Origin of the sequence: Streptomyces sp. NPDC002463, from assembly GCF_042889835.1 — a bacterium.
Taxonomy (GTDB): Bacteria; Actinomycetota; Actinomycetes; order Streptomycetales; family Streptomycetaceae; genus Streptomyces; species Streptomyces nymphaeiformis.
This window is the reverse complement of record NZ_JBIARL010000002.1, coordinates 187,539-206,373: the sequence shown is the minus strand read 5'-3', so window position 1 is coordinate 206,373 and position 18,835 is coordinate 187,539. Positions and strand designations below refer to the sequence as shown.

Genomic DNA, 18,835 nt, shown 5'->3' with positions numbered 1-18,835 from the left:
CGGGGGGTCGGGGGGGGGGGGGGGGGGGGGGGGGCCCCCGGGCCCCCCCCCCCCCCGCGCCGCCGGGCGCTCTAGCCCTCCGCGTCCAGCGGCATCGGGCCGTAGATCTTCGTCCCGTCCTCCGACAGCGTCACCTGGTCCGCGCCGCCGCCCAGGAGGTCACGCCAGTGTTCGCCGATCCAGCTCTCCGCGTCGCCCTGGGTGGTGAACTCCTCCGGCGTCACCACCGGCTCGACCTCGGTTCCGTCGGACTTCTCGAACCGCCACGTCCATGCCATGCAAGCCTCCTGGCGCTCACCGGATGATCGGTTTCCTGCCCGCAGCGTAGCCGGGCGCGCACGCCTCGCGGTGGCGCGGGAGGATCTGAGGGTGGAACTGACTCTGCTCGGCACCGGCGCCCCCCTCGGACTCCCCCGCCCCGACTGCCCCTGCGCCGTGTGCGCGCTGTCCCGTGGGGCGCGGGCGAGGGCCGCGACCTCCCTGCTCGTGGACGGGGCCCTGCTGCTCGATCTGACCCCGGGGGCCGCGCTCGCCGCCGCCCGGTCGGGGCATTCGCTGGTCGGGGTGCGGCAGGTGCTGCTGTCGCATCCGCACGACGGGCCGGCCGTCGAGATGCCGGCCGGGCTGCCCACCGCCGTGCGGGTGCCGGACGGACGCGAGTTGACGCTGATCAGCGGGCACCGGGTGCGCGCGGTGTCGTTGGACTCCCCCGGGACGGGGTACGAGGTGGTCTCCACCGACGGCGAGCGGCTGCTGTACCTCCCGCCGGGTGGCGCGCCCGCCGGGATCGCGGACGAGCACCTCGTGCCGTACGACATGGTCGTCGCCGATGTCACCGGGCGGCCGGACGGGCTGGCCCGGCTGCGGGCGACGGGAGCGGTCGGTCCGGCGACCGAGGTGATCGCCGTGCACCTGGACCACGACGTGCCGGCGGGCTCCGAGCTGGACCGGCGGCTCGCGGCGGCGGGGGCGCGGGCGGTGCCGGACGGGACGACGCTGTACATCGGCGACTACCACGAGGTGCCGGAGGTGCCCCGGCGGACGCTGGTGACGGGCGGGGCCAGGTCGGGGAAGTCGGTGGAGGCCGAGCGGCGTCTGGAGACCTTCCCGGAGGTGCTGTACGTGGCGACGGGCGGCACGCGGGAGGGCGATCCGGAGTGGGCCGAGCGGATCGGGCTGCACCGGGAGCGGCGGCCGGGTTCGTGGCGTACGGCCGAGACCTGCGAGCTCGTACCGCTGCTGGCGGAGGAGGACGGTCCCGCGCTGCTGGTCGACTGTCTGTCGCTGTGGCTGACGGACGCGATGGACCGGGCCGGCGCGTGGGACGACGAGACCTGGGCGAACGGCGGGCAGGCGGCGCTGCGGGAGCGGACGGCGGAGCTGGTGGCGGCGGTGCGGGCGACGAGTCGTACGGTCGTGGCGGTGACGAACGAGGTCGGCTCGGGGGTCGTGCCGGCCACGGCGGCGGGGCGGCGGTTCCGGGACGAGCTGGGCCGGCTGAACGCGGCCTTCGCGGACGAGTGCGAGCAGGTCGTCCTCGTGGTCGCCGGGCAGGCGCTCGTGCTGCGCGGGTAGGGTTGCCGATCGCTGATGGCCCTCGCTGACTCGTCCCTAGGCGGAACCTTGAACCTCGACGACTTCTCCGATCTGATCGAGCGCCCCGACGGCGGCATTCGGCGTGACGCCGAGGAGCGCCGGGAGCGGCTGAGCGTGCCGGCGGGGGCGCTCGGCAGGCTGGACGAGCTGGGCGAGTGGCTGTCGGCGGCGCAGGCCTCGGTCAAGGTGCGGGCGATCGAGGAGCCGAAGGTCGTGCTGTTCGCGGGCGACCACGGGGTGGCCTCGCTCGACGTGTCGGGGCGCGCGGCGGGCACGGCGCACGAGCTGGTGCGGGCGGTGCTCGACGGGACGAGTCCGGTGGCCGTCCTCGCCCGCTCGACGGGCGTGCCGGTGCGGGTCGTGGACGCCGGTCTGGACTGCGATCCGGAGCTGCTGCCGGCCGAGGTGGTACGGCACCGGGTGCGGCGCGGCAGCGGCCGGATCGACGTGGCGGACGCGCTGACGGCGGAGGAGGCCGAGGCGGCGGTCCGGCTCGGCATGGCGATCGCCGACGAGGAGGCGGACTCGGGCACCGATCTGGTGGTGCTCGGGGATCTGAGCGTCGGCGGGACGACCGCGGCGTCGACGCTGATCGCGGCGCTGTGCGGGACGGACGCCTCGGTGGTGACGGGCCGGGGCGGTGCCGGGATCGACGATCTGGCGTGGATGCGCAAGTGCGCGGCGATCCGGGACGCGCTGCGGCGGGCCCGGCCGGTGCTGGGCGATCAGCTGCAGCTGCTCGCGGCGGTCGGCGGGGCGGACCTGGCGGCGATGACCGGTTTCCTGCTCCAGGCCTCGGTGCGGCGGATGCCGGTGATCCTGGACGGTGTGGTGGGCGCGGCCTGTGCGCTCGTGGCGCAGCGGGCGGCGTTCCGGGCGCCGGACTGGTGGCTCGCGGGGCAGGTCAGCGGGGAGCCGGCGCAGGCGAAGGCACTGGACCGGATGGCGCTCAACCCGCTGCTCGATCACGGCGTCCATGTGGGTGAGGGAACCGGGGCATTGCTCGCACTTCCCCTCGTCCAGGCCGCGGCGGCGTTCGCCGCCGAGCTGCCCGAACGTCCGGATCCGACGACTCCGGACGCCGACGGCGCCGCTGGGGCCTGAGCGCGGGGCGGATGCGAACGACCGGCCTCCGGGGCGGTCGCGGGCGACGCGCGCGTGACCGCCCGGGGCGCCTCCGCACCGCGCGCCGTGCCCCATATGATCGCTTTTCATGGGAGAAGTCCGCTTGTCTGCCGAAGCAGCACCCCGGGGTACGACCGCGCGTTCTCGGCGCGGCGCCGCTTTCGCCGTCTGGTACCTGCGGGTCGTCACGTTCATCAATTTCCTGAGCGCCGTATGGGTCTCGTTCGGCAACGACCTGCGCCGGCACAACGAGGACAACTACTTCACCCCGTACATGCTCACGGCGGGCTTCGCCTCGGGTGTCTTCACCCTCTTCCTGGCGATCACCATGCGGCGCCGCAAGCGGGCCGCGTGGATCCTCAACCTGGTGCTCGGCGGCCTCTTCCTGCTGCTCTTCGCCCTCGTGATGGCCTTCCCCGAGATCCGGCAGCACGCCCAGAACTGGATCTCGCTGACCCTCACCGCCGCGTTCGTCCTCGCGCTGCTCGTCAGCCGCAAGGAGTTCTACGCGAAGGGCGACCGCTCCAACCCGAAGCTGGCGGCGGGGGTGGCCGTCGGCGGGCTGCTCGTCACCTCGCTGCTCGCCGCCCTCCTGGTGACCGTCACCAACGACTCCCCCGTCACCTCCACCTTCATGGACCGCTGGAAGTACGGCCTGCTGCGGCTCGTCACGCTGGCCTCCGACGACTCCGGCTTCTCCAACATCAGCACCCCCGGCTGGGTCGACGTCACCATCAACGTCCTGTCCACGCTGCTGATCTTCGCGGTGCTCTTCGCCGCCTTCCGCTCCCGGCGGGCCGTCGACCCGCTGACCGAGGAGGACGAGGACCGGCTGCGGATCCTGCTCGACAAGCAGGGCGATCGCGACTCGCTCGGCTACTTCGCGCTGCGCCGCGAGAAGAGCGTCGTGTGGTCGCCGAGCGAGAAGGCGGCAGTCGCCTACCGGGTGGTCGGCGGGGTCTCGCTGGCCTCCGGCGACCCGATCGGCGACCCCGAGGCCTGGCCGGGCGCCATCGAGCCCTGGCTCGCCGAGGCCCGCGAGCACGGCTGGATCCCGGCGGTGATGGGCGCGAGCGAGGAGGCGGGGGTCATCTACGCCCGGCACGGTCTGGACGCCCTGGAGCTGGGCGACGAGGCGATCGTGGAGACCGACGAGTTCACCCTGGACGGCCGGGCCATGCGGACGGTCCGGCAGGCCTTCAACCGGGTGAAGCGGGCCGGGTACGAGGTCCGGATCCGGCGCCACGAGGACATCCCCGCCGAGGAGATGGCCGAGCTGCTCCGCAAGGCGGACGACTGGCGGGACGGGGCCACCGAGCGCGGCTTCTCGATGGCGCTCGGCCGGCTCGGCGACCCCAGGGACGGCCGCTGCGTGATGCTGGAGTGCACCGACGAGAAGGGTGAGCTGCGGGCGCTGCTCTCCTTCGTGCCCTGGGGGCCGCAGGGGCTCTCGCTCGATCTGATGCGCCGTGACCGGGACTCCGAGAACGGCCTGATGGAGTTCATGGTCATCGAACTCCTCCAGCGCTCCAAGGAGATCGGGATCACTCAGGTCTCGCTCAACTTCGCGATGTTCCGATCCGTCTTCGAACGTGGCTCGAAGCTCGGGGCGGGACCCGTGCTGCGCATGTGGCGTTCACTGCTCAGTTTCTTCTCCCGCTGGTGGCAGATCGAGTCGCTGTACCGCGCCAACGCCAAGTACCGACCGATCTGGGAGCCCCGATTCATGCTCTTCGAGAAGAGTGCGGACCTGCTGCGCATCGGCCTCGCGGCCGGTCGGGCCGAGGGCTTCCTGGAGGCCCCCGGTCTGCCGAAGTGGATGCACCGCAGACATCTGGAGAGCGGGCGTTGAGCAAGACCCTGAAGGGTTTCGCCCGGCGCGAGTGGGGGGCGCTGTTCAGCACCGTACGGACGGCGCTCGTCACGAAGAGGTGGCGGGCGGTCCCGATGACGCTGGGCGCCGTCTGCCTCACCGCGCTGTTCCAGCTCGTGCAGAACCAGGACTGGGGCTATCAGCCGGTCCAGGACATCGGCTCCGTACGGGCCGAGGACCCCCTGTGGCTGTCGCTGCTGCGGACCCCGCTCTCGCTGTTCGTGCCCGCGCTCGACCTGCCCGTCTGGGGCGCCCTCGCACAGGTCCTGCTGGTGTTCGGGATCGCCGAGATCTGCCTCGGGCGGTGGCGGACGCTCGGCGTCGCCTTCCTGGCGACGCTGGCCGGCACGCTCTACGCGCGCGTGGGCATCGCCCTCGGCCCCGACAACCCCTTCGGGCTGCCCGCCACCGACGCGCAGGTCGTCGACACCGGCCCCTCGGCCGCCGTGGTGGGCCTCGCGGTCTACGTCTGCTGGCGGTACGGGGCGCGGTGGACGGGCGCGCTCGTCGTCCTGTCCATGGTGATCGAGGTGGTGGTCAAGGCGAACCTGGCGGGCAAGGAGCACATCGCCGCGATCGCCGCCGTCCTCGTCCTGATCGCGGTCCAGGCCTGGCGCGAGCGGGGTCAGGACGGTGTCGAGCCCCGCCCGGGCACCCGCTCCTGGAAGCCGCCGATCAGGTCCTGAAAACGGCGGCGCACCTTGGTCCAGCGCTTGTCGTGGCGGTACGCGCGGATCCGGGACCGGGCCCTGGCCCGGTGGCGGCGGCCGTAGAGGCGGCGGGACCACCAGGAGCCGGGGCGGGCGAGGCGCACGGCGCCGACGATCGCCACGAACGGGACCAGGATCCCGAACACGGCCATCCGGGTCTTCCCCTTCACCAGGGTCACCAGGACGAGCACGAAGTTCAGCGCGATGCTGAGGATGAACGCGGTCCGGTCCTGGCGCTCCTGCGGCGTCATGTCGTTGACGCCGAGCGGCGAGAAGCCGCTCAGGGCGAGCAGGGCCAGGGCCGCGGTGAGGACGACCACCTCGACGCTCTTGCGGCCCTCGTCCGACCAGTACACGTCGTCGAGGTGGAGGATGAGCGCGAACTCGTCCAGGACGAGCCCGACGCCGATCCCGAAGACGACGGCGAAGACGGCAGCGGCGACGCCGTACCGGTCGCTGGCCACGGCCCCGAATCCGCCGAGGACGGTGAGGATGACGCCCGGCACGACGTGATGGATGTGGACGCCTCCCGAGGAGACGTTCCGGAAGGGTCCCTTCCCCGCCCGGATGAGCCGGGTGACGGTACGGGTGACCAGGAATGTCAGGACGAACGAGGTCAGAGCGAGCAGCATCGGGAGCTTGCCCGGCTCCACGACGTTCCGCGAGAACCAGTGACCCATGCCACCCCCTTCCGATATGCACTGTATGCGCAATCTACCGTTCGGGGACGGCGATTACCCTGCCCGGATGGACGGCCTGCGTTTCGCCTTCGGCACCCTCACCGTGTTCCCCGCCCGCATCACCCGCTGGGACCGGGACGCGGCGCGCGCCGGCATGCTCTGCGCCCCGGTCGCGGGTCTGGCCGTCGGGCTCTGCGCCGCCGTGGCCGGCGGAACGTTCCTGCTGCTCGGCTCCGGACCACTGCTCGCGGCCGTCGTCTCCACCGCCGTCCCCGCCCTGCTCACCCGGGGCCTGCACCTCGACGGCCTCGCGGACACCGCCGACGGCCTCGGCAGCGCCAAGCCCGCCGAGGACGCGCTGCGGATCATGAAGCAGTCGGACATCGGGCCGTTCGGCGTCATCGCCCTGGTCCTCGTCCTGCTCGCCCAGGTCGCCGCGCTGTACGAGCTGTACGGGGAGGGCTGGACGCGCGGCACGGTCGCCGCGGCCCTCGCCGCCACCGTGTCCCGGCTCGCCCTCACCCACGCGTCCCGGCACGGCGTCCCGGCAGCCCGCCCCGAGGGCCTCGGTGCGATCGTCGCCGCGACGGTCCCGACCCGCTCGGCGACCCTCATGACCGCCCTCGTCCTGACCCTCGGCGCGGCGACGGGCCTCCTCCTCTCCCCGTACGACGCCGTCCGCGACGTCCTGGCGGCCGGCGCGGGCCTCGGCGCGGCGGCGCTGCTGCTCCGCCGGTGCGTGCGGCGCTTCGGCGGGGTGACGGGCGACGTGTTCGGCGCGGTGGAGGAGACGGCGGCGACGGTCGCGCTGGTCGCGCTGACGCTGGGCTAGGGCCTAGGCCCTAGCAGGGCCGGCGCCAGGCGTCGAGCTCGTAGCGCTTCCGCATGGAGCTGAGGCCCAGCTTCCCGGTCTGCGGGCAGAACTGGCCCGTCGTCAGCTCGTACTCGACGTGGAAGACGGCCTTGCCCGCCGTGACGAACGGCACGAGGGCGTCGCACTCCTCGTACTCCGCGCACTGCTCGTTCACCGCGAAGTCGAAGTCCGGGAGCAGCTGCGGGATCTGGTCCAGGTCGTTCTTCAGGCCGACCGAGAGGCCGCGCTCGTGGGCCATCGTGGCGATCAGGCGGTTGTAGCGGAGCTGGTCGGCGGCGGTCAGGGGGAAGCCGGTGCGGTTGCGGTAGCCGTCCATGTTGTCCGGTTCGACGGCGTCGAAGCCCTTGTCGCGGCACATGTCGAGGCGCTTGGCCATGATCGGCCCGAGGACGTCGGTGCGGCGGATGTCGAGCCAGCGCTCGCCCGGCCAGCCGTTGCCCCGGCCGAGGACGGCCGCCGGGAAGCTCCCGGCGTCGGGGCGGAACTTCTCCCAGGCGCCGGTGGACACGTAGCAGATGACCTTGCGGCCCCGGCGGTGCAGGTCGGCGACGGTCGAGGCCGGGTGGTCGAAGCCGTCGATGTCGTACACGGGGACGTCGACGGCCGGGTCGAGCGTGCCGCTGAGCTGCCACTGCCAGGTGAGTCCGGGGGCCGGGCGCCAGCGGTCCGCGGTGGTCTTGGGGTCCGGTTCGGGGGCGGCCGTGCAGGCGGTGGCGAGCAGCAGCAGGCCGGCGAGCAGCGGGAGGAGACGTCTCATCGGGCGGGCTCCAGGAGGTGCGGGAGGGTGCCCCAGGGGTGCGCGCCCGTGCCGGGGACGGCGCAGTGCACCGGGGTGGCCGGGCGAAAGCCCGCGGGGGCCGCGTACACGAGGTGGCAGTAGTGGGCGGCGACGGGCAGGTCGAGTGTCCGGTACGTGTCCCAGGGGCCCTCGAAGGTGACGAGGAGGTCCGCCTGCGCCTCGTAGCCGGGGTCGGGGTGGGCCCCGTGGTTGAAGACGAGGGTCGCGGCCCCGGCGGCCCGGGCGGCGACCGCGATGCGGCGGTAGTGGGGAAGGGCGGCGGACGCGGTCGCCACCTGGTCGAGGAAGGCGCCGTCGGCTCCGTACCAGTCGCGGTGGCGGAGCAGTTCGGCGACGACCTCGGCGTGCGGGCGGCGGCCGTAGGAGGTGTCCACGTAGCCGAGGAGCCGCACCCCGGCCGCCCGCAGCCGCCCGGCGGCCTCGGCGAACGCCGGGTCGGGGGCCTCGCCGGCGCCGCTCGCCGGGTTGAGGACGACGCCGTACAGGGTCGGCGCCGCGTCGACGAGCGCCGACCAGGCCTCGGGGCGCTCGGCCGGGTGCTCGTAGTACGGCACCAGGAGGGAGGTGTTCGTCATGACGTCGGCGTTCCTAGGCGCGGTGGGCGGTCGGTCGTACGAGGAGGGCGCAGGTCAGAGCGGCGAGGACGGCCGCCGCTCCCCCGGCGGCCAGCGGGCCCGCCGCCGGGTGCACGGTCTGGGCGGCCGCCGCGAGCAGGCAGACGGTGGCGGCGCTGAGGACCGCGCCGAAGGCCTGGAGCAGCAGCCCCAGCCACAGCACGGTCCCGATCAGGAGCAGGGTGACCAGGCGCGGGAGCGTCGGCAGCGGCGCCCCGGGCCAGGCCAGGGTCGCGGCGAGGGTGAGGGCGAGGAGCACGGTGAGGTAGCCGCCGAGGCAGAGCACGAGGGTGCCGGTGACCGCCCGGCGGAACTCGCGGGCGGTGGTGAGGGTCCGCAGCCGGGCCAGGGCGCCGTACCGGAAGCGGTGCAGGAGCCACTCGGCGGGCCCCATGGAGAGGGTGAGCGCGATGACCGCCCCCGCCCCGGTCACCAGGGTGTCGGCCACGCCCGCGTGCAGGACGAGCAGGCCGCTGCCGAGGCCGAAGAGGCCGTACGGGAGGGAGGCGGCGCGCGGGGGTCCGCCTCGGCCCGCCGCGCCCCGGCGGACGCCCGGGCGCAGGACGAGCGCGGCGAGGGCGACGGACGCGGCGAGGGAGGCGAGGAGCAGTCCCGCGCGCAGGACGTCCGGCAGGTCCCAGCGGAGGGCCGGGACGGCGCCGCCGAGCGGCAGCAGGGCGCCGAGCAGGGCCCGTTCGCGGCCGAGGACGAGGAGCACGGTCGCGGCGGCGAGGTAGAGGGACTGTCCGGCTGTGAAGACGGCGGCCGGGAGCTCGCCGGGCGCGGCGGTCGCGAGGGCGACGGCCGTCCCGGCGAGGGCGCCGGCCGGGGCGCCGGTGAGCAGGGCGCGGGCGGCGGCGGCCCGGTCGCCGAGCCCGAGCCAGGTGTACGCGCGGTGGGAGAGGGCCTGGTTCCAGACCCAGCCGGTGACGGCCCCGGCGAGCAGCGGGACCGTTCCGGCGGGGAGCCCGAACCGGCCGTGCTGCGCGGCGAGGAGGGGTGCGGCGAGGACGTACGCGAGGCCGGGGAGCGCGAAGACGAGTCCGCGCAGCAGGCAGCCCGCGAGCTCGCTGTGCCAGGCACCGGAGGGCGGCGCCGACGGTTCGGGGTGGCGCCGCTCCACGCGCGCGTAGAGGTCCTCGGCGAGCGAGAAGGAGTCGGCGCGGCCGTAGGTGAGCCGGATGTGCTCGTCGGTCATGCCGTCGGACTCGAGGATCGCGGCGATCTCGTCCGGGTGCACGGCGACGGCGACGAACCCGTCGAGCCGCCGGGCGAGCTCGTCGAGCGGATCGTCGGCGAGTCCGCCTCCGGCGGGGGGCGGGGCGGTGGGCGCCGGTGCCGCGACGGCGCCGGGCGGGCGGCCGCCGGAGGGACGCGCCCCCTCGCCTCCGGTGTCCGGCGCGACCCCGTCGGCCGGCTGTGCGGCCGGCCCTGCGGCGCCCGCGCCGGCGGTGTCGGCCGGGGACGGAGCGCCGTGCGGCGGGCGGCCCGCCGCGCGCTCGCGCCGCGGTCGTGGGATCGCTGCCAGTGGGGTCTCGCTCGTCGGGGGTTTCAGCCAGAGGGAGCCGCTCATGCCGGGGTGCCTCCTGTGACGAGGGCCGGGGAGGTGCGGCGCGGGGAGGGGATGCGCAGGCGCAGGGGGGCGGGGGTGACGGACAGGGGCGGGCGGGGGCCTGCCAGTTCGCGGTAGATCTGGCGGAAGCCGTCCACCGAGCGGTGCAGGGTGAACTGGTCGATCACGCGTCGGCGGGCGAGGCGGCCGAGTTCGGCGCGGCGGGCGCCGTCCGAGAGGAGCGCGGAGACGGCGGCGGCCATGACGGCCGGTTCGCGGGGCGGGACGACGATCCCGGTGTCGCCGACCGCCTCCCGTACGCCTCCGACGTCCGTGGAGACGGTGGCGCGGCCGCAGGACATGGCCTCGATGAGGGAGAAGGGGAAGCCCTCGCTGATGGAGGAGAGCATGACCACGCTGCCGGCCGCGTAGGCGGAGGGGACATCGGAGATGCGGCCCTCGAAGGAGACGCCGTCGGCGACGCCGAGTTCGGCGGCGAGCTTCTCCAGGCGGGTCAGGTAGTCCTCGTTCCCGGCGGGGACCGGGCCGAACAGGCGGAGCCTCAGCTCGGGGAGTTCGGCGCGGGAGATCGCGTACGCCCTGATCAGGGTCTCCAGGTCCTTGATGGGGTCGACGCGGCCGCACCAGCTGAGGGTCGGTGTCCCGGGTTCGGGGCCGGCCTCGGGGAAGAGGGCCGGGTCGACGCCGTTGTAGACGGTGCGGATGCGGTCGGCGGGGGCTCCGCCGCGCTCCTCCCAGCGCCGGTTGTACTGGTTGCAGGGGGTGATGAGGTCGGCCTTGACGTAGCCGAGGGTGTTGAGTTCGCGGTAGAAGCCGAGCATGAGGGCCTTGACGGGCCAGCGTTGCGCTTCGGTGCGGTAGCCGAGGTAGCGCTCGCGGAGGTAGATGCCGTGTTCGGTGAGCAGGAAGGGCACCCCTTCGAAGTGCTGCGCGGCGAGCGCCGGCAGCGTGGCGAGGCCGCTGGAGACCGCGTGCGCCACGCCGCCGGTGGCTATCCGGGCGGCGAGCGGACGCAGGGCGTGTTCGAGCAGGTCGGTGGCGGTGAGGGCGTCGTGGACGGTGGGCCCGGCGGCGAGCGTGGGCAGGTGCGGCATGGTCCAGATCCACATGAGGGAGCGCAGGGCCGGCTCGGAGCGGAGGGCGGCGGTCAGCCGTCCCTGCCGGGCGAGTGCGGCGAGTTCGTACAGGCTGGCACCGAAGTCGCGGCCCGCGTCGGGGTCGAGGAGGGCGAGCAGGAGCCCTTCGTACGCGTCGAGGAAGCGGCGGCGTTCGCGCCCCCGCAGGGGCCGGCGCGCGGCCGGTCCCTGCGGGGGTCCCCAGAGGGGGTAGGCGGTGTGCCGGGTGACGTTGGGCGGCAGCTCCCAGGTGACGGGTTCGCGGCCGCTGCCGGTGAGCGCGAGGATCTCGAAGTCGACCTCGGGCATGCCGCGGACGAGCTGGTCGCACCAGGTGCTGACGCCGCCGTGGACATGCGGGTAGGTGCCTTCGGTGAGCATGGTGACGTGACGGCCACTGCTCGGCATGAGCGGGTCCCCCCAGGACGTGCTGGTCAGGCGGTCGGGAGCGTGAGTGTGACGGCGGTCTGGAGCAGGTCGGGCGTGGTCCAGGCGGAGCGGGTGCCGGCGTAGGCGGTGCCGAAGGCGGTGCTGCCGAGGAGGGCCCGCTTGCGGGTGCCCTCGGGGGCGGTGACGGGCACGGTGACGCCGGAGGGCGCCTTGATGGTGACCGTGGTGCCGATGCGGTAGGCGGTGACCTTTCCGGCGGCGACGGCCTGGTCCCAGGCGGTGCGTCGGCTCAGTTCGGTGCCGACGTCCTTCTGGGCCGGGTTCACCAGGGGCGTGTTCGCGGCGAACAGGGCCCGGTAGTCGGCGAGTACGCGGTCGAGGACCGGGTAGAGCAGCCGCTCCTCGGCGAGGTTGGACTGGTGCACGTAGTGCGGCCGGGGGTCGTTGCCGAGGACGTGGGAGAGGGCGGTGCGGGCCTCCTGCGGCGCGATGTGGTCGGCGTAGCCGGTGGCCGTGGGGAGCGGGGCGGGCAGGCAGGTGGAGGCGGGGTTGGACTCGCAGATGCCGCTGCCGCCGTCGGCGCGCGAGGTGTAGATCCAGTTGTACTCGTCGGTCATCTCGGCGGCGGTGCCCACGTTGTAGTACACGTTCATGGGGTGGCGGGGCACGGTCTTCGCGGCGCCGTTCCCCACGGGGCGCTGCTGCGGCTCGCGGGAGTTGTCGCTCGCGGTCCACTTCACGCCGTTGTCGGCGAGGGCGGCGGCGAGACCGGGATTGTCGGCGGGCTGCTGGGGCAGGGTCCTGAGGCCGGAGTGCTCGCCGGTGACGAGTTCGGAGCGGTCGACGGAGATGCCCTTGCCGACGGCCCAGTTGTAGTTGTCGCGGATCTGGCCGGAGATCTCGGAGCGGCTGACCCAGAGGGTGTTGCCGGCGGTGTCCTCGGCGCACTGCCAGGGGACGGCGGTGTTGTCCTGGACGCAGCCGAGGAAGGGGTGGGTGTAGGTGTGGTTGATCCACCGGTACTGGGCGCGGTCGGCGACGAGCCGGTCGGTGAGCGGGTCGGTGCCGCCGTGCTCGGTCTTCCACTGCTCGCCCTGGCCGCCGTTGTAGACCATGTCGAGCGTGAAGCCGGAGGACTTCTGCCAGGCGGCGGCGTACTGGGCGTCGGCGGCCGTCATGCGGATCGGGTTGACGGCGTCGTCGCCGCCGCCGACGCAGTCGAAGTCACCGGGGGTGCAGTTGAGCGCGGGGTCCCAGCGGGCGTCGGGCGCGAAGACGTCGTCGACGTGGACGGAGAGGTAGTTGCGGCTCTGCCCGAGGTGGACGCCCTGGGTGAGCCAGTCGACGATGCCGCGGGCGAGGGCGCGGAACTGCCGCTGGTACTGGTTGTAGGCGAAGGTGACGACGAGTTCGCGGCGCCCGTCGGCGGCGTACTCGCCGACGAGGCTGGCCCGGCCGCCGCCCTCGACGGGCATGTCGAGGTAGCTGGTGTAGCCGGCGCGCGGGCGGCCCGCGTAGCCGTAACTCTCGGCGATCGAGGGGTCGTTGTCCTCGAAGGCGAGCGCCCCGGCGAGGTACCGGAAGGGGCCCGCCCGGCCGGCGGCGGTGACGCCGGCGGTGGTGCCGTCGAGGACGCCGGACCAGCCGCCCTGGTCGGTGTAGTCGAGGCCGACGCCGGGGTGCGACCACGTGTAGGCGTCGACCTGCGGGATCCCGAAGGTCCGCTCGTACGCCTTCAGCGCGGTCTGCTCGGGGGAGTCCGGGCCGAAGACGCTCTCGTGGGGCAGGACGACGCCCTGGTACCTGGCGCGGGGCCGCCCGTCGACCGTGTCGCTGAGGAAGGCCGCGTCGAGGACGGGCCGGTTCGGGTCGTCGAAGTCGATCCTGCGGTACGGGACGCCGGAGTTCTGGAGCTCCGCGGTGATCGCCCCGACCGCGCTGCCGCCGTCGTCGACGACGAGGACGGTGAGGTCCACGCGGGGCGCCGTCTCGGCGACCGCCTGCGCCGACGGGACGACGGTGGCGAGCAGCGCGGCGGTGGCGAGGGCCGCGATCCGGCCCGTGCGGGGCGCGGTTCCGGGCGTACGGATTCGGTCGGAGTCCATGGGCGGGTGTCCCCCCTCGACGGGCCCCGCCCGAACCGGCGGGACGCGTGGAGATGTCGCAGATGAGGCGAAGGACGGTGTGTCGTCCTTGCGTGAATGAGGCGAGTGTGGCCGGGCCGCAGAGGCCGGAAGGGTAAACATGAAAGAGACACCACGGATGAGTGAATCAACGCCGCCGTGAGCGAACGGGGTGAGCGAGCGTAGGCTCGTTCTCGGCGCTCTCCGGGCCGAAATACGATGCGGCGGGCACGGTCGGCCCATCCCTCGACCGCCACAGAACTCAATGGAAGCGAGATTTCACCACCGTGACTGCTCTCACTCTCAGCACTGCCGGCGCGGCGACGCTGCGCGCCGACGCCCTCGTCGTCGGCGTCGCGAAGTCCGGGAAGACGCTGGTCGTCGCCCCGGGCGCCGAGGCCGTCGACAAGGCCTTCGACGGCCTCGCCGCCGTCCTGGAGACCCTGGGCGCCTCGGGTGCCGAAGGTGAGGCGACGAAGCTGCCCGCCCCCGCCGGTCTCAAGGCCCCCGTCGTCCTGGCCGTCGGCCTGGGCGCGGCCCCCGAGGACGGCGAGTCCTACGACGCGGAGATCCTGCGCCGCGCCGCCGGCGTCGCCGCCCGCACCCTGACCGGCTCGAAGAAGGCAGCGTTCGCGCTGCCGATCGCCGCCGCCGAGGACGCCGCCGCCATCGCGGAGGGCGCCCTGCTCGGCGCGTACGCCTACACCGCGTACCAGGAGACCGGCAAGGACGCGAAGAAGCCCCTGGCCGAGGTGGCCCTGCTCGGCGCCAAGCCGCGCGACAAGGCCTACAAGGCCGCCGCGGAGCGCGCCCAGGCCGTCGCCGAGGAGATCAACCGCGCCCGTGACCTGGTCAACCAGCCGCCGAACGACCTGTACCCGGCGACCTTCGCCGCCGCCGTGCAGGCCGCCGGCAAGGAGTACGGCCTCAAGGTCCAGGTCCTCGACGAGAAGGCGCTCACCAAGGGCGGCTTCGGCGGCATCCTGGGCGTCGGCAACGGCTCGGTGAACCCGCCGCGCCTGGTCCGCGTCGCCTACACCCACCCGAAGGCGGAGAAGACCCTCGCCCTGGTCGGCAAGGGCATCACCTACGACTCGGGCGGCATCTCCCTGAAGCCGGCCGGCCACAACGAGACGATGAAGTGCGACATGGCCGGCGCCGCCGCCGTGTTCTCCTCCGTCGTCGCCGCGGCCCGCCTCGGCCTCGAGGTCAACGTCACCGGCTGGCTCGCCCTCGCGGAGAACATGCCGTCCGGCTCCGCCACCCGCCCGGGTGACGTGCTCCGCATGTACAGCGGCAAGACCGTCGAGGTCCTGAACACCGACGCCGAGGGCCGGCTCGTCCTCGCCGACGCGCTGACCAAGGCCTCCGAGGAGCACCCGGACGCGATCGTCGACGTGGCGACCCTGACCGGCGCCATGGTCCTGGCGCTCGGCGACCGCACCTTCGGCATCATGGCCAACGACGACGACTTCCGGACCGCGATCCACGAGATCGCCGAGGAGGTCGGCGAGCAGTCCTGGCCGATGCCGCTCCCCGCGGACCTGCGCAAGACGATGGACTCCCCCACCGCCGACATGGCGAACATGGGCGTCCGGATGGGCGGCGGCCTGGTCGCCGGTCTCTTCCTCCAGGAGTTCGTGGGCGAGGGCATCGCCTGGGCCCACCTGGACATCGCGGGCCCGGCCTTCCACGAGGGCGCCCCGTACGGCTACACCCCCAAGGGCGGCACCGGCTCCTCGGTCCGCACCCTGGTGAAGCTGGCCGAGCGCACGGCGGCCGGCGAGCTCTGAGCACGTCGCGTGTGACGGAAGGCCCCGGGAGCCTCGGCCCCGGGGCCTTCCCCTTTTGTCCGCCGGCGGCTCCGTCCGTCGGCCGGTTTGTTCGCTCGCGACGAAATCCGTAGGTTCGTACGCGTCCGTGACCCCGCCGTACGGACGATCGGCCGTCTCAGAGCACGGCCCCGCGTCCCGTCGTCCGTCAACAAGTGCGAAGATGGGTTCTCGGCAGGACAGGGCCCCCACCACAGGGCCGAAATAAAGCGGCCGGACACCAGCCGCCGCCAGGTCACCGACGACCGGCGACGAGCGCACATGCATGGAGGACGTGACGTGGCGAACGACGCCAGCACCGTTTTCGACCTAGTGATCCTCGGCGGCGGTAGCGGCGGTTACGCCGCGGCGCTGCGCGGAGCGCAGCTGGGCCTGGACGTCGCACTGATCGAGAAGAACAAGCTCGGCGGCACCTGCCTGCACAACGGCTGCATCCCGACGAAGGCCCTGCTCCACGCCGGCGAGGTCGCCGACCAGGCGCGCGAGGCGGAGCAGTTCGGTGTCAAGGCCTCTTTCGAGGGCATCGACATCAAGGCCGTGCACAAGTACAAGGACGACGTGATCTCGGGCCTGTACAAGGGCCTGCAGGGTCTCGTCGCCTCCCGCAAGGTGACGTACATCGAGGGCACCGGTCACCTGTCCTCCCCGACCTCCGTCGACGTGGACGGCCGTCGCGTCGAGGGTCGTCACGTCCTGCTGGCCACGGGTTCCGTGCCGAAGTCCCTGCCCGGTCTGGAGATCGACGGCAACCGGATCATCTCCTCGGACCACGCGCTGACCCTGGACCGGGTCCCGGAGTCCGCGATCATCCTCGGCGGCGGCGTCATCGGCGTCGAGTTCGCCTCCGCGTGGAAGTCCTTCGGCACCGACGTCACGGTGATCGAGGGCCTGAAGCACCTCGTCCCCGTCGAGGACGAGAACAGCTCGAAGCTTCTTGAGCGCGCGTTCCGCAAGCGCGGCATCAAGTTCAACCTCGGCACCTTCTTCCAGTCCGCCGAGTACACCGACAGCGGCGTCAAGGTCACCCTGGCCGACGGCAAGACCTTCGAGGCCGAGGTCCTCCTGGTCGCCATCGGCCGCGGCCCGGTCTCCGCCGGTCTCGGTTACGAGGAGCAGGGCGTCGCGATGGACCGCGGCTACGTCCTGGTCGACGAGTACATGCGTACCAACGTGCCGACGATCTCGGCCGTGGGCGACCTCGTCCCGACGCTCCAGCTCGCGCACGTCGGCTTCGCCGAGGGCATCCTCGTCGCGGAGCGGCTCGCGGGCCTGAAGCCCGTGCCGATCGACTACGACGGCGTGCCGCGGGTGACGTACTGCCACCCCGAGGTCGCCTCCGTCGGCATCTCCGAGGCCAAGGCCAAGGAGATCTACGGCGCGGACAAGGTCGTCGCCCTGAAGTACAACCTCGCGGGCAACGGCAAGAGCAAGATCCTCAAGACCGCGGGCGAGATCAAGCTCGTCCAGGTCAAGGACGGTGCCGTGGTCGGCGTCCACATGGTCGGTGACCGCATGGGCGAGCAGGTCGGCGAAGCGCAGCTGATCTACAACTGGGAGGCGCTGCCGGCCGAGGTCGCGCAGCTCATCCACGCCCACCCGACGCAGAACGAGGCGCTCGGCGAGGCCCACCTGGCCCTGGCCGGCAAGCCTCTGCACTCCCACGACTGACGCTCACGTCATCACAGGGCGCGACGACCACTTTCCGCAATTCGTTAGGAGCAACTGAAACCATGTCGGTTTCCGTAACCCTGCCGGCGCTCGGCGAGAGCGTCACCGAGGGCACCGTCACCCGCTGGCTCAAGGCCGAGGGCGAGCGTGTCGAGGCCGACGAGCCGCTGCTCGAGGTCTCGACCGACAAGGTCGACACCGAGATCCCCGCCCCCGCCTCGGGCATCCTGGCCTCCATCAAGGTCGCCGAGGACGAGACGGTCGAGGTCGGCGCCGAGCTGGCCATCATCGACGACGGCACGGGCGCCCCCGCGGCCGCCCCGGCCCCCGCCGCCGAGGCCGCTCCGGCCCCGGTCGCCGAGCCGGCCCCCGTCGCCGAGGCCCCGGCCGCCCCGGCCCCCGTGGCCGAGGCTCCGGCCGCCGCCCCCGCCGGTGCCGCCCAGGGCACCGACGTCGTCCTGCCGGCGCTCGGCGAGTCCGTCACCGAGGGCACCGTCACCCGCTGGCTGAAGTCGGTCGGCGAGACCGTCGAGGCCGACGAGCCGCTGCTCGAGGTCTCCACGGACAAGGTCGACACCGAGATCCCCGCCCCCGCCTCCGGCGTTCTCCTGGAGATCGTCGTCGGTGAGGACGAGACCGCCGAGGTCGGCGCCAAGCTGGCCGTCATCGGTGCCGCGGGTGCCGCTCCGGCCGCCGCCCCGGCCCCGGCCGCGCCGGCCCCCGCCGCCGCCCCGGCTCCGGTCGCCCCGGCCGCCCCGGCTCCGGCCCCCGCGCCGGTCGCCCCGGCTCCGGTCGCCCCGGCCGCCCCGGTCGCCGCTCCGGCTCCGGTCGCCGCCGCCCCGTCGATCGCCCCGGCCGTCGTCACCCCGGTCCCGGCGGCCCCCGCTGCCGCTCCGGCCGAGGACGGCGCGTACGTGACCCCGCTGGTCCGCAAGCTCGCCACCGAGAACGGTGTCGACCTGGCGACCGTCAAGGGCTCCGGCGTCGGCGGCCGCATCCGCAAGCAGGACGTCCTCGCGGCCGCCGAGGCCAAGAAGGCCGCCGCTGCCGCCCCCGTCGCCGCCGCTCCGGCCGCCGCCGCGCCGAAGACCCCCGCCCTGGAGGTCTCCCCGCTGCGTGGCCAGACGGTCAAGATGACCCGCATGCGCAAGGTCATCGGCGACAACATGATGAAGGCGCTGCACGGCCAGGCCCAGCTGTCCTCGGTCGTCGAGGTCGACATCACCAAGCTGATGAAGCTGCGCGCCCGTGCGAAGGACGCGTTCGCCGCCCGTGAGGGCGTCAAGCTCTCCCCGATGCCGTTCTTCGTGAAGGCGGCGGCCCAGGCGCTGAAGGCCCACCCGGTCATCAACGCCCGGATCAACGAGGACGAGGGCACGATCACGTACTTCGACTCGGAGAACATCGGCATCGCCGTGGACTCCGAGAAGGGCCTGATGACCCCGGTCATCAAGGGTGCGGGCGACCTCAACATCGCCGGCATCTCGAAGGCCACCGCCGAGCTGGCCAGCAAGGTCCGCGGCAACAAGATCACGCCGGACGAGCTGGCCGGTGCGACCTTCACCATCAGCAACACCGGTTCGCGCGGTGCGCTGTTCGACACGATCATCGTCCCGCCGAACCAGGTCGCCATCCTGGGCATCGGCGCCACGGTCAAGCGTCCGGCCGTCATCGAGACCGCCGAGGGCACCGTCATCGGCGTCCGCGACATGACCTACCTGACGCTGTCGTACGACCACCGCCTGGTGGACGGTGCCGACGCGGCCCGCTACCTGACCGCCGTCAAGGCGATCCTGGAGGCCGGCGAGTTCGAGGTCGACCTCGGTCTCTGAGCGGCTCTCGGAGTGGTTCCCCGAGGCGCAA

General features: G+C 73.3%; 15 protein-coding genes. 8 read left to right on the top strand and 7 right to left on the bottom strand.

From position 1 onward, the window contains the following. Nucleotides 1-71: 71 nt before the first annotated feature. Entirely contained in the window at nt 72-278 is a 207-nt protein-coding gene (locus tag ACFYX3_RS06075; protein ID WP_116161395.1) for a hypothetical protein, read from the bottom strand. A gap of 91 nt (nt 279-369) precedes the next feature. Between ACFYX3_RS06075 and ACFYX3_RS06070 the strand changes: the two genes are divergently transcribed. The 4 genes from ACFYX3_RS06070 (at nt 370) to ACFYX3_RS06055 (ending at nt 5,280) form a co-directional block, all read left to right on the top strand. Next, nucleotides 370-1,575, top strand: a complete 1,206-nt coding sequence (locus ACFYX3_RS06070) for a bifunctional adenosylcobinamide kinase/adenosylcobinamide-phosphate guanylyltransferase (RefSeq protein WP_389008638.1) — start codon at nt 370-372, stop codon at nt 1,573-1,575. Nucleotides 1,576-1,623: 48 nt separating this feature from the next. After that, a complete protein-coding gene (cobT, locus tag ACFYX3_RS06065) occupies nt 1,624-2,700 on the top strand; it encodes a nicotinate-nucleotide--dimethylbenzimidazole phosphoribosyltransferase (protein WP_389008635.1) in 1,077 nt (358 codons plus the stop codon). A 109-nt stretch (nt 2,701-2,809) separates the two neighbouring features. Beyond that, a complete protein-coding gene (locus ACFYX3_RS06060; protein WP_382661117.1) occupies nt 2,810-4,573 on the top strand; it encodes a phosphatidylglycerol lysyltransferase domain-containing protein in 1,764 nt (587 codons plus the stop codon). After that, nucleotides 4,570-5,280, top strand: a complete 711-nt coding sequence (locus ACFYX3_RS06055) for a hypothetical protein (RefSeq protein ID WP_389008630.1) — start codon at nt 4,570-4,572, stop codon at nt 5,278-5,280. Before ACFYX3_RS06060 ends, ACFYX3_RS06055 begins: the two co-directional genes overlap by 4 nt. Here ACFYX3_RS06055 and ACFYX3_RS06050 read toward each other — a convergent pair. Beyond that, nucleotides 5,220-5,984, bottom strand: coding sequence for a hypothetical protein (locus ACFYX3_RS06050; protein ID WP_389008627.1), 765 nt, complete (start codon nt 5,982-5,984; stop codon nt 5,220-5,222). The genes ACFYX3_RS06055 and ACFYX3_RS06050 overlap by 61 nt on opposite strands. A gap of 25 nt (nt 5,985-6,009) precedes the next feature. Here ACFYX3_RS06050 and ACFYX3_RS06045 point away from each other — a divergent pair, with 25 nt between their 5' ends. After that, on the top strand, nt 6,010-6,816 hold the full coding sequence (locus ACFYX3_RS06045) for an adenosylcobinamide-GDP ribazoletransferase (protein WP_385661552.1): 807 nt from the start codon (nt 6,010-6,012) through the stop codon (nt 6,814-6,816). 10 nt (nt 6,817-6,826) lie between these two features. Here the strand turns inward: ACFYX3_RS06045 and ACFYX3_RS06040 are convergent, their stop codons facing one another. From ACFYX3_RS06040 to ACFYX3_RS06020, 5 genes are read right to left on the bottom strand one after another with little or no spacing between them, the layout of a single operon-like run. Next, nucleotides 6,827-7,615, bottom strand: a complete 789-nt coding sequence (locus ACFYX3_RS06040) for an endo alpha-1,4 polygalactosaminidase (RefSeq protein WP_389008624.1) — start codon at nt 7,613-7,615, stop codon at nt 6,827-6,829. After that, entirely contained in the window at nt 7,612-8,232 is a 621-nt protein-coding gene (locus ACFYX3_RS06035; protein WP_389008621.1) for a spherulation-specific family 4 protein, read from the bottom strand. Before ACFYX3_RS06035 ends, ACFYX3_RS06040 begins: the two co-directional genes overlap by 4 nt. Nucleotides 8,233-8,245: 13 nt before the next feature. Continuing rightward, entirely contained in the window at nt 8,246-9,844 is a 1,599-nt protein-coding gene (locus tag ACFYX3_RS06030; protein WP_389008618.1) for a hypothetical protein, read from the bottom strand. Further along, a complete protein-coding gene (gene pelF / locus ACFYX3_RS06025) occupies nt 9,841-11,367 on the bottom strand; it encodes a GT4 family glycosyltransferase PelF (RefSeq protein WP_389008615.1) in 1,527 nt (508 codons plus the stop codon). The genes ACFYX3_RS06030 and pelF overlap by 4 nt, the downstream gene beginning before the upstream one ends. A 26-nt stretch (nt 11,368-11,393) precedes the next feature. Then, nucleotides 11,394-13,454 (bottom strand): hypothetical protein, encoded by a 2,061-nt coding sequence (locus ACFYX3_RS06020; protein ID WP_389008612.1) that lies wholly within the window; start codon nt 13,452-13,454, stop codon nt 11,394-11,396. Nucleotides 13,455-13,759: 305 nt separating this feature from the next. Between ACFYX3_RS06020 and ACFYX3_RS06015 the strand changes: the two genes are divergently transcribed. The 3 genes from ACFYX3_RS06015 (at nt 13,760) to sucB (ending at nt 18,804) form a co-directional block, all read left to right on the top strand. Continuing rightward, entirely contained in the window at nt 13,760-15,265 is a 1,506-nt protein-coding gene (locus tag ACFYX3_RS06015; protein ID WP_389008609.1) for a leucyl aminopeptidase, read from the top strand. A gap of 318 nt (nt 15,266-15,583) precedes the next feature. Beyond that, nucleotides 15,584-16,972, top strand: coding sequence for a dihydrolipoyl dehydrogenase (lpdA, locus tag ACFYX3_RS06010; RefSeq protein ID WP_352024729.1), 1,389 nt, complete (start codon nt 15,584-15,586; stop codon nt 16,970-16,972). A 62-nt stretch (nt 16,973-17,034) separates the two neighbouring features. Continuing rightward, on the top strand, nt 17,035-18,804 hold the full coding sequence (sucB, locus tag ACFYX3_RS06005; RefSeq protein ID WP_389008606.1) for a 2-oxoglutarate dehydrogenase, E2 component, dihydrolipoamide succinyltransferase: 1,770 nt from the start codon (nt 17,035-17,037) through the stop codon (nt 18,802-18,804). Nucleotides 18,805-18,835: the final 31 nt, after the last annotated feature.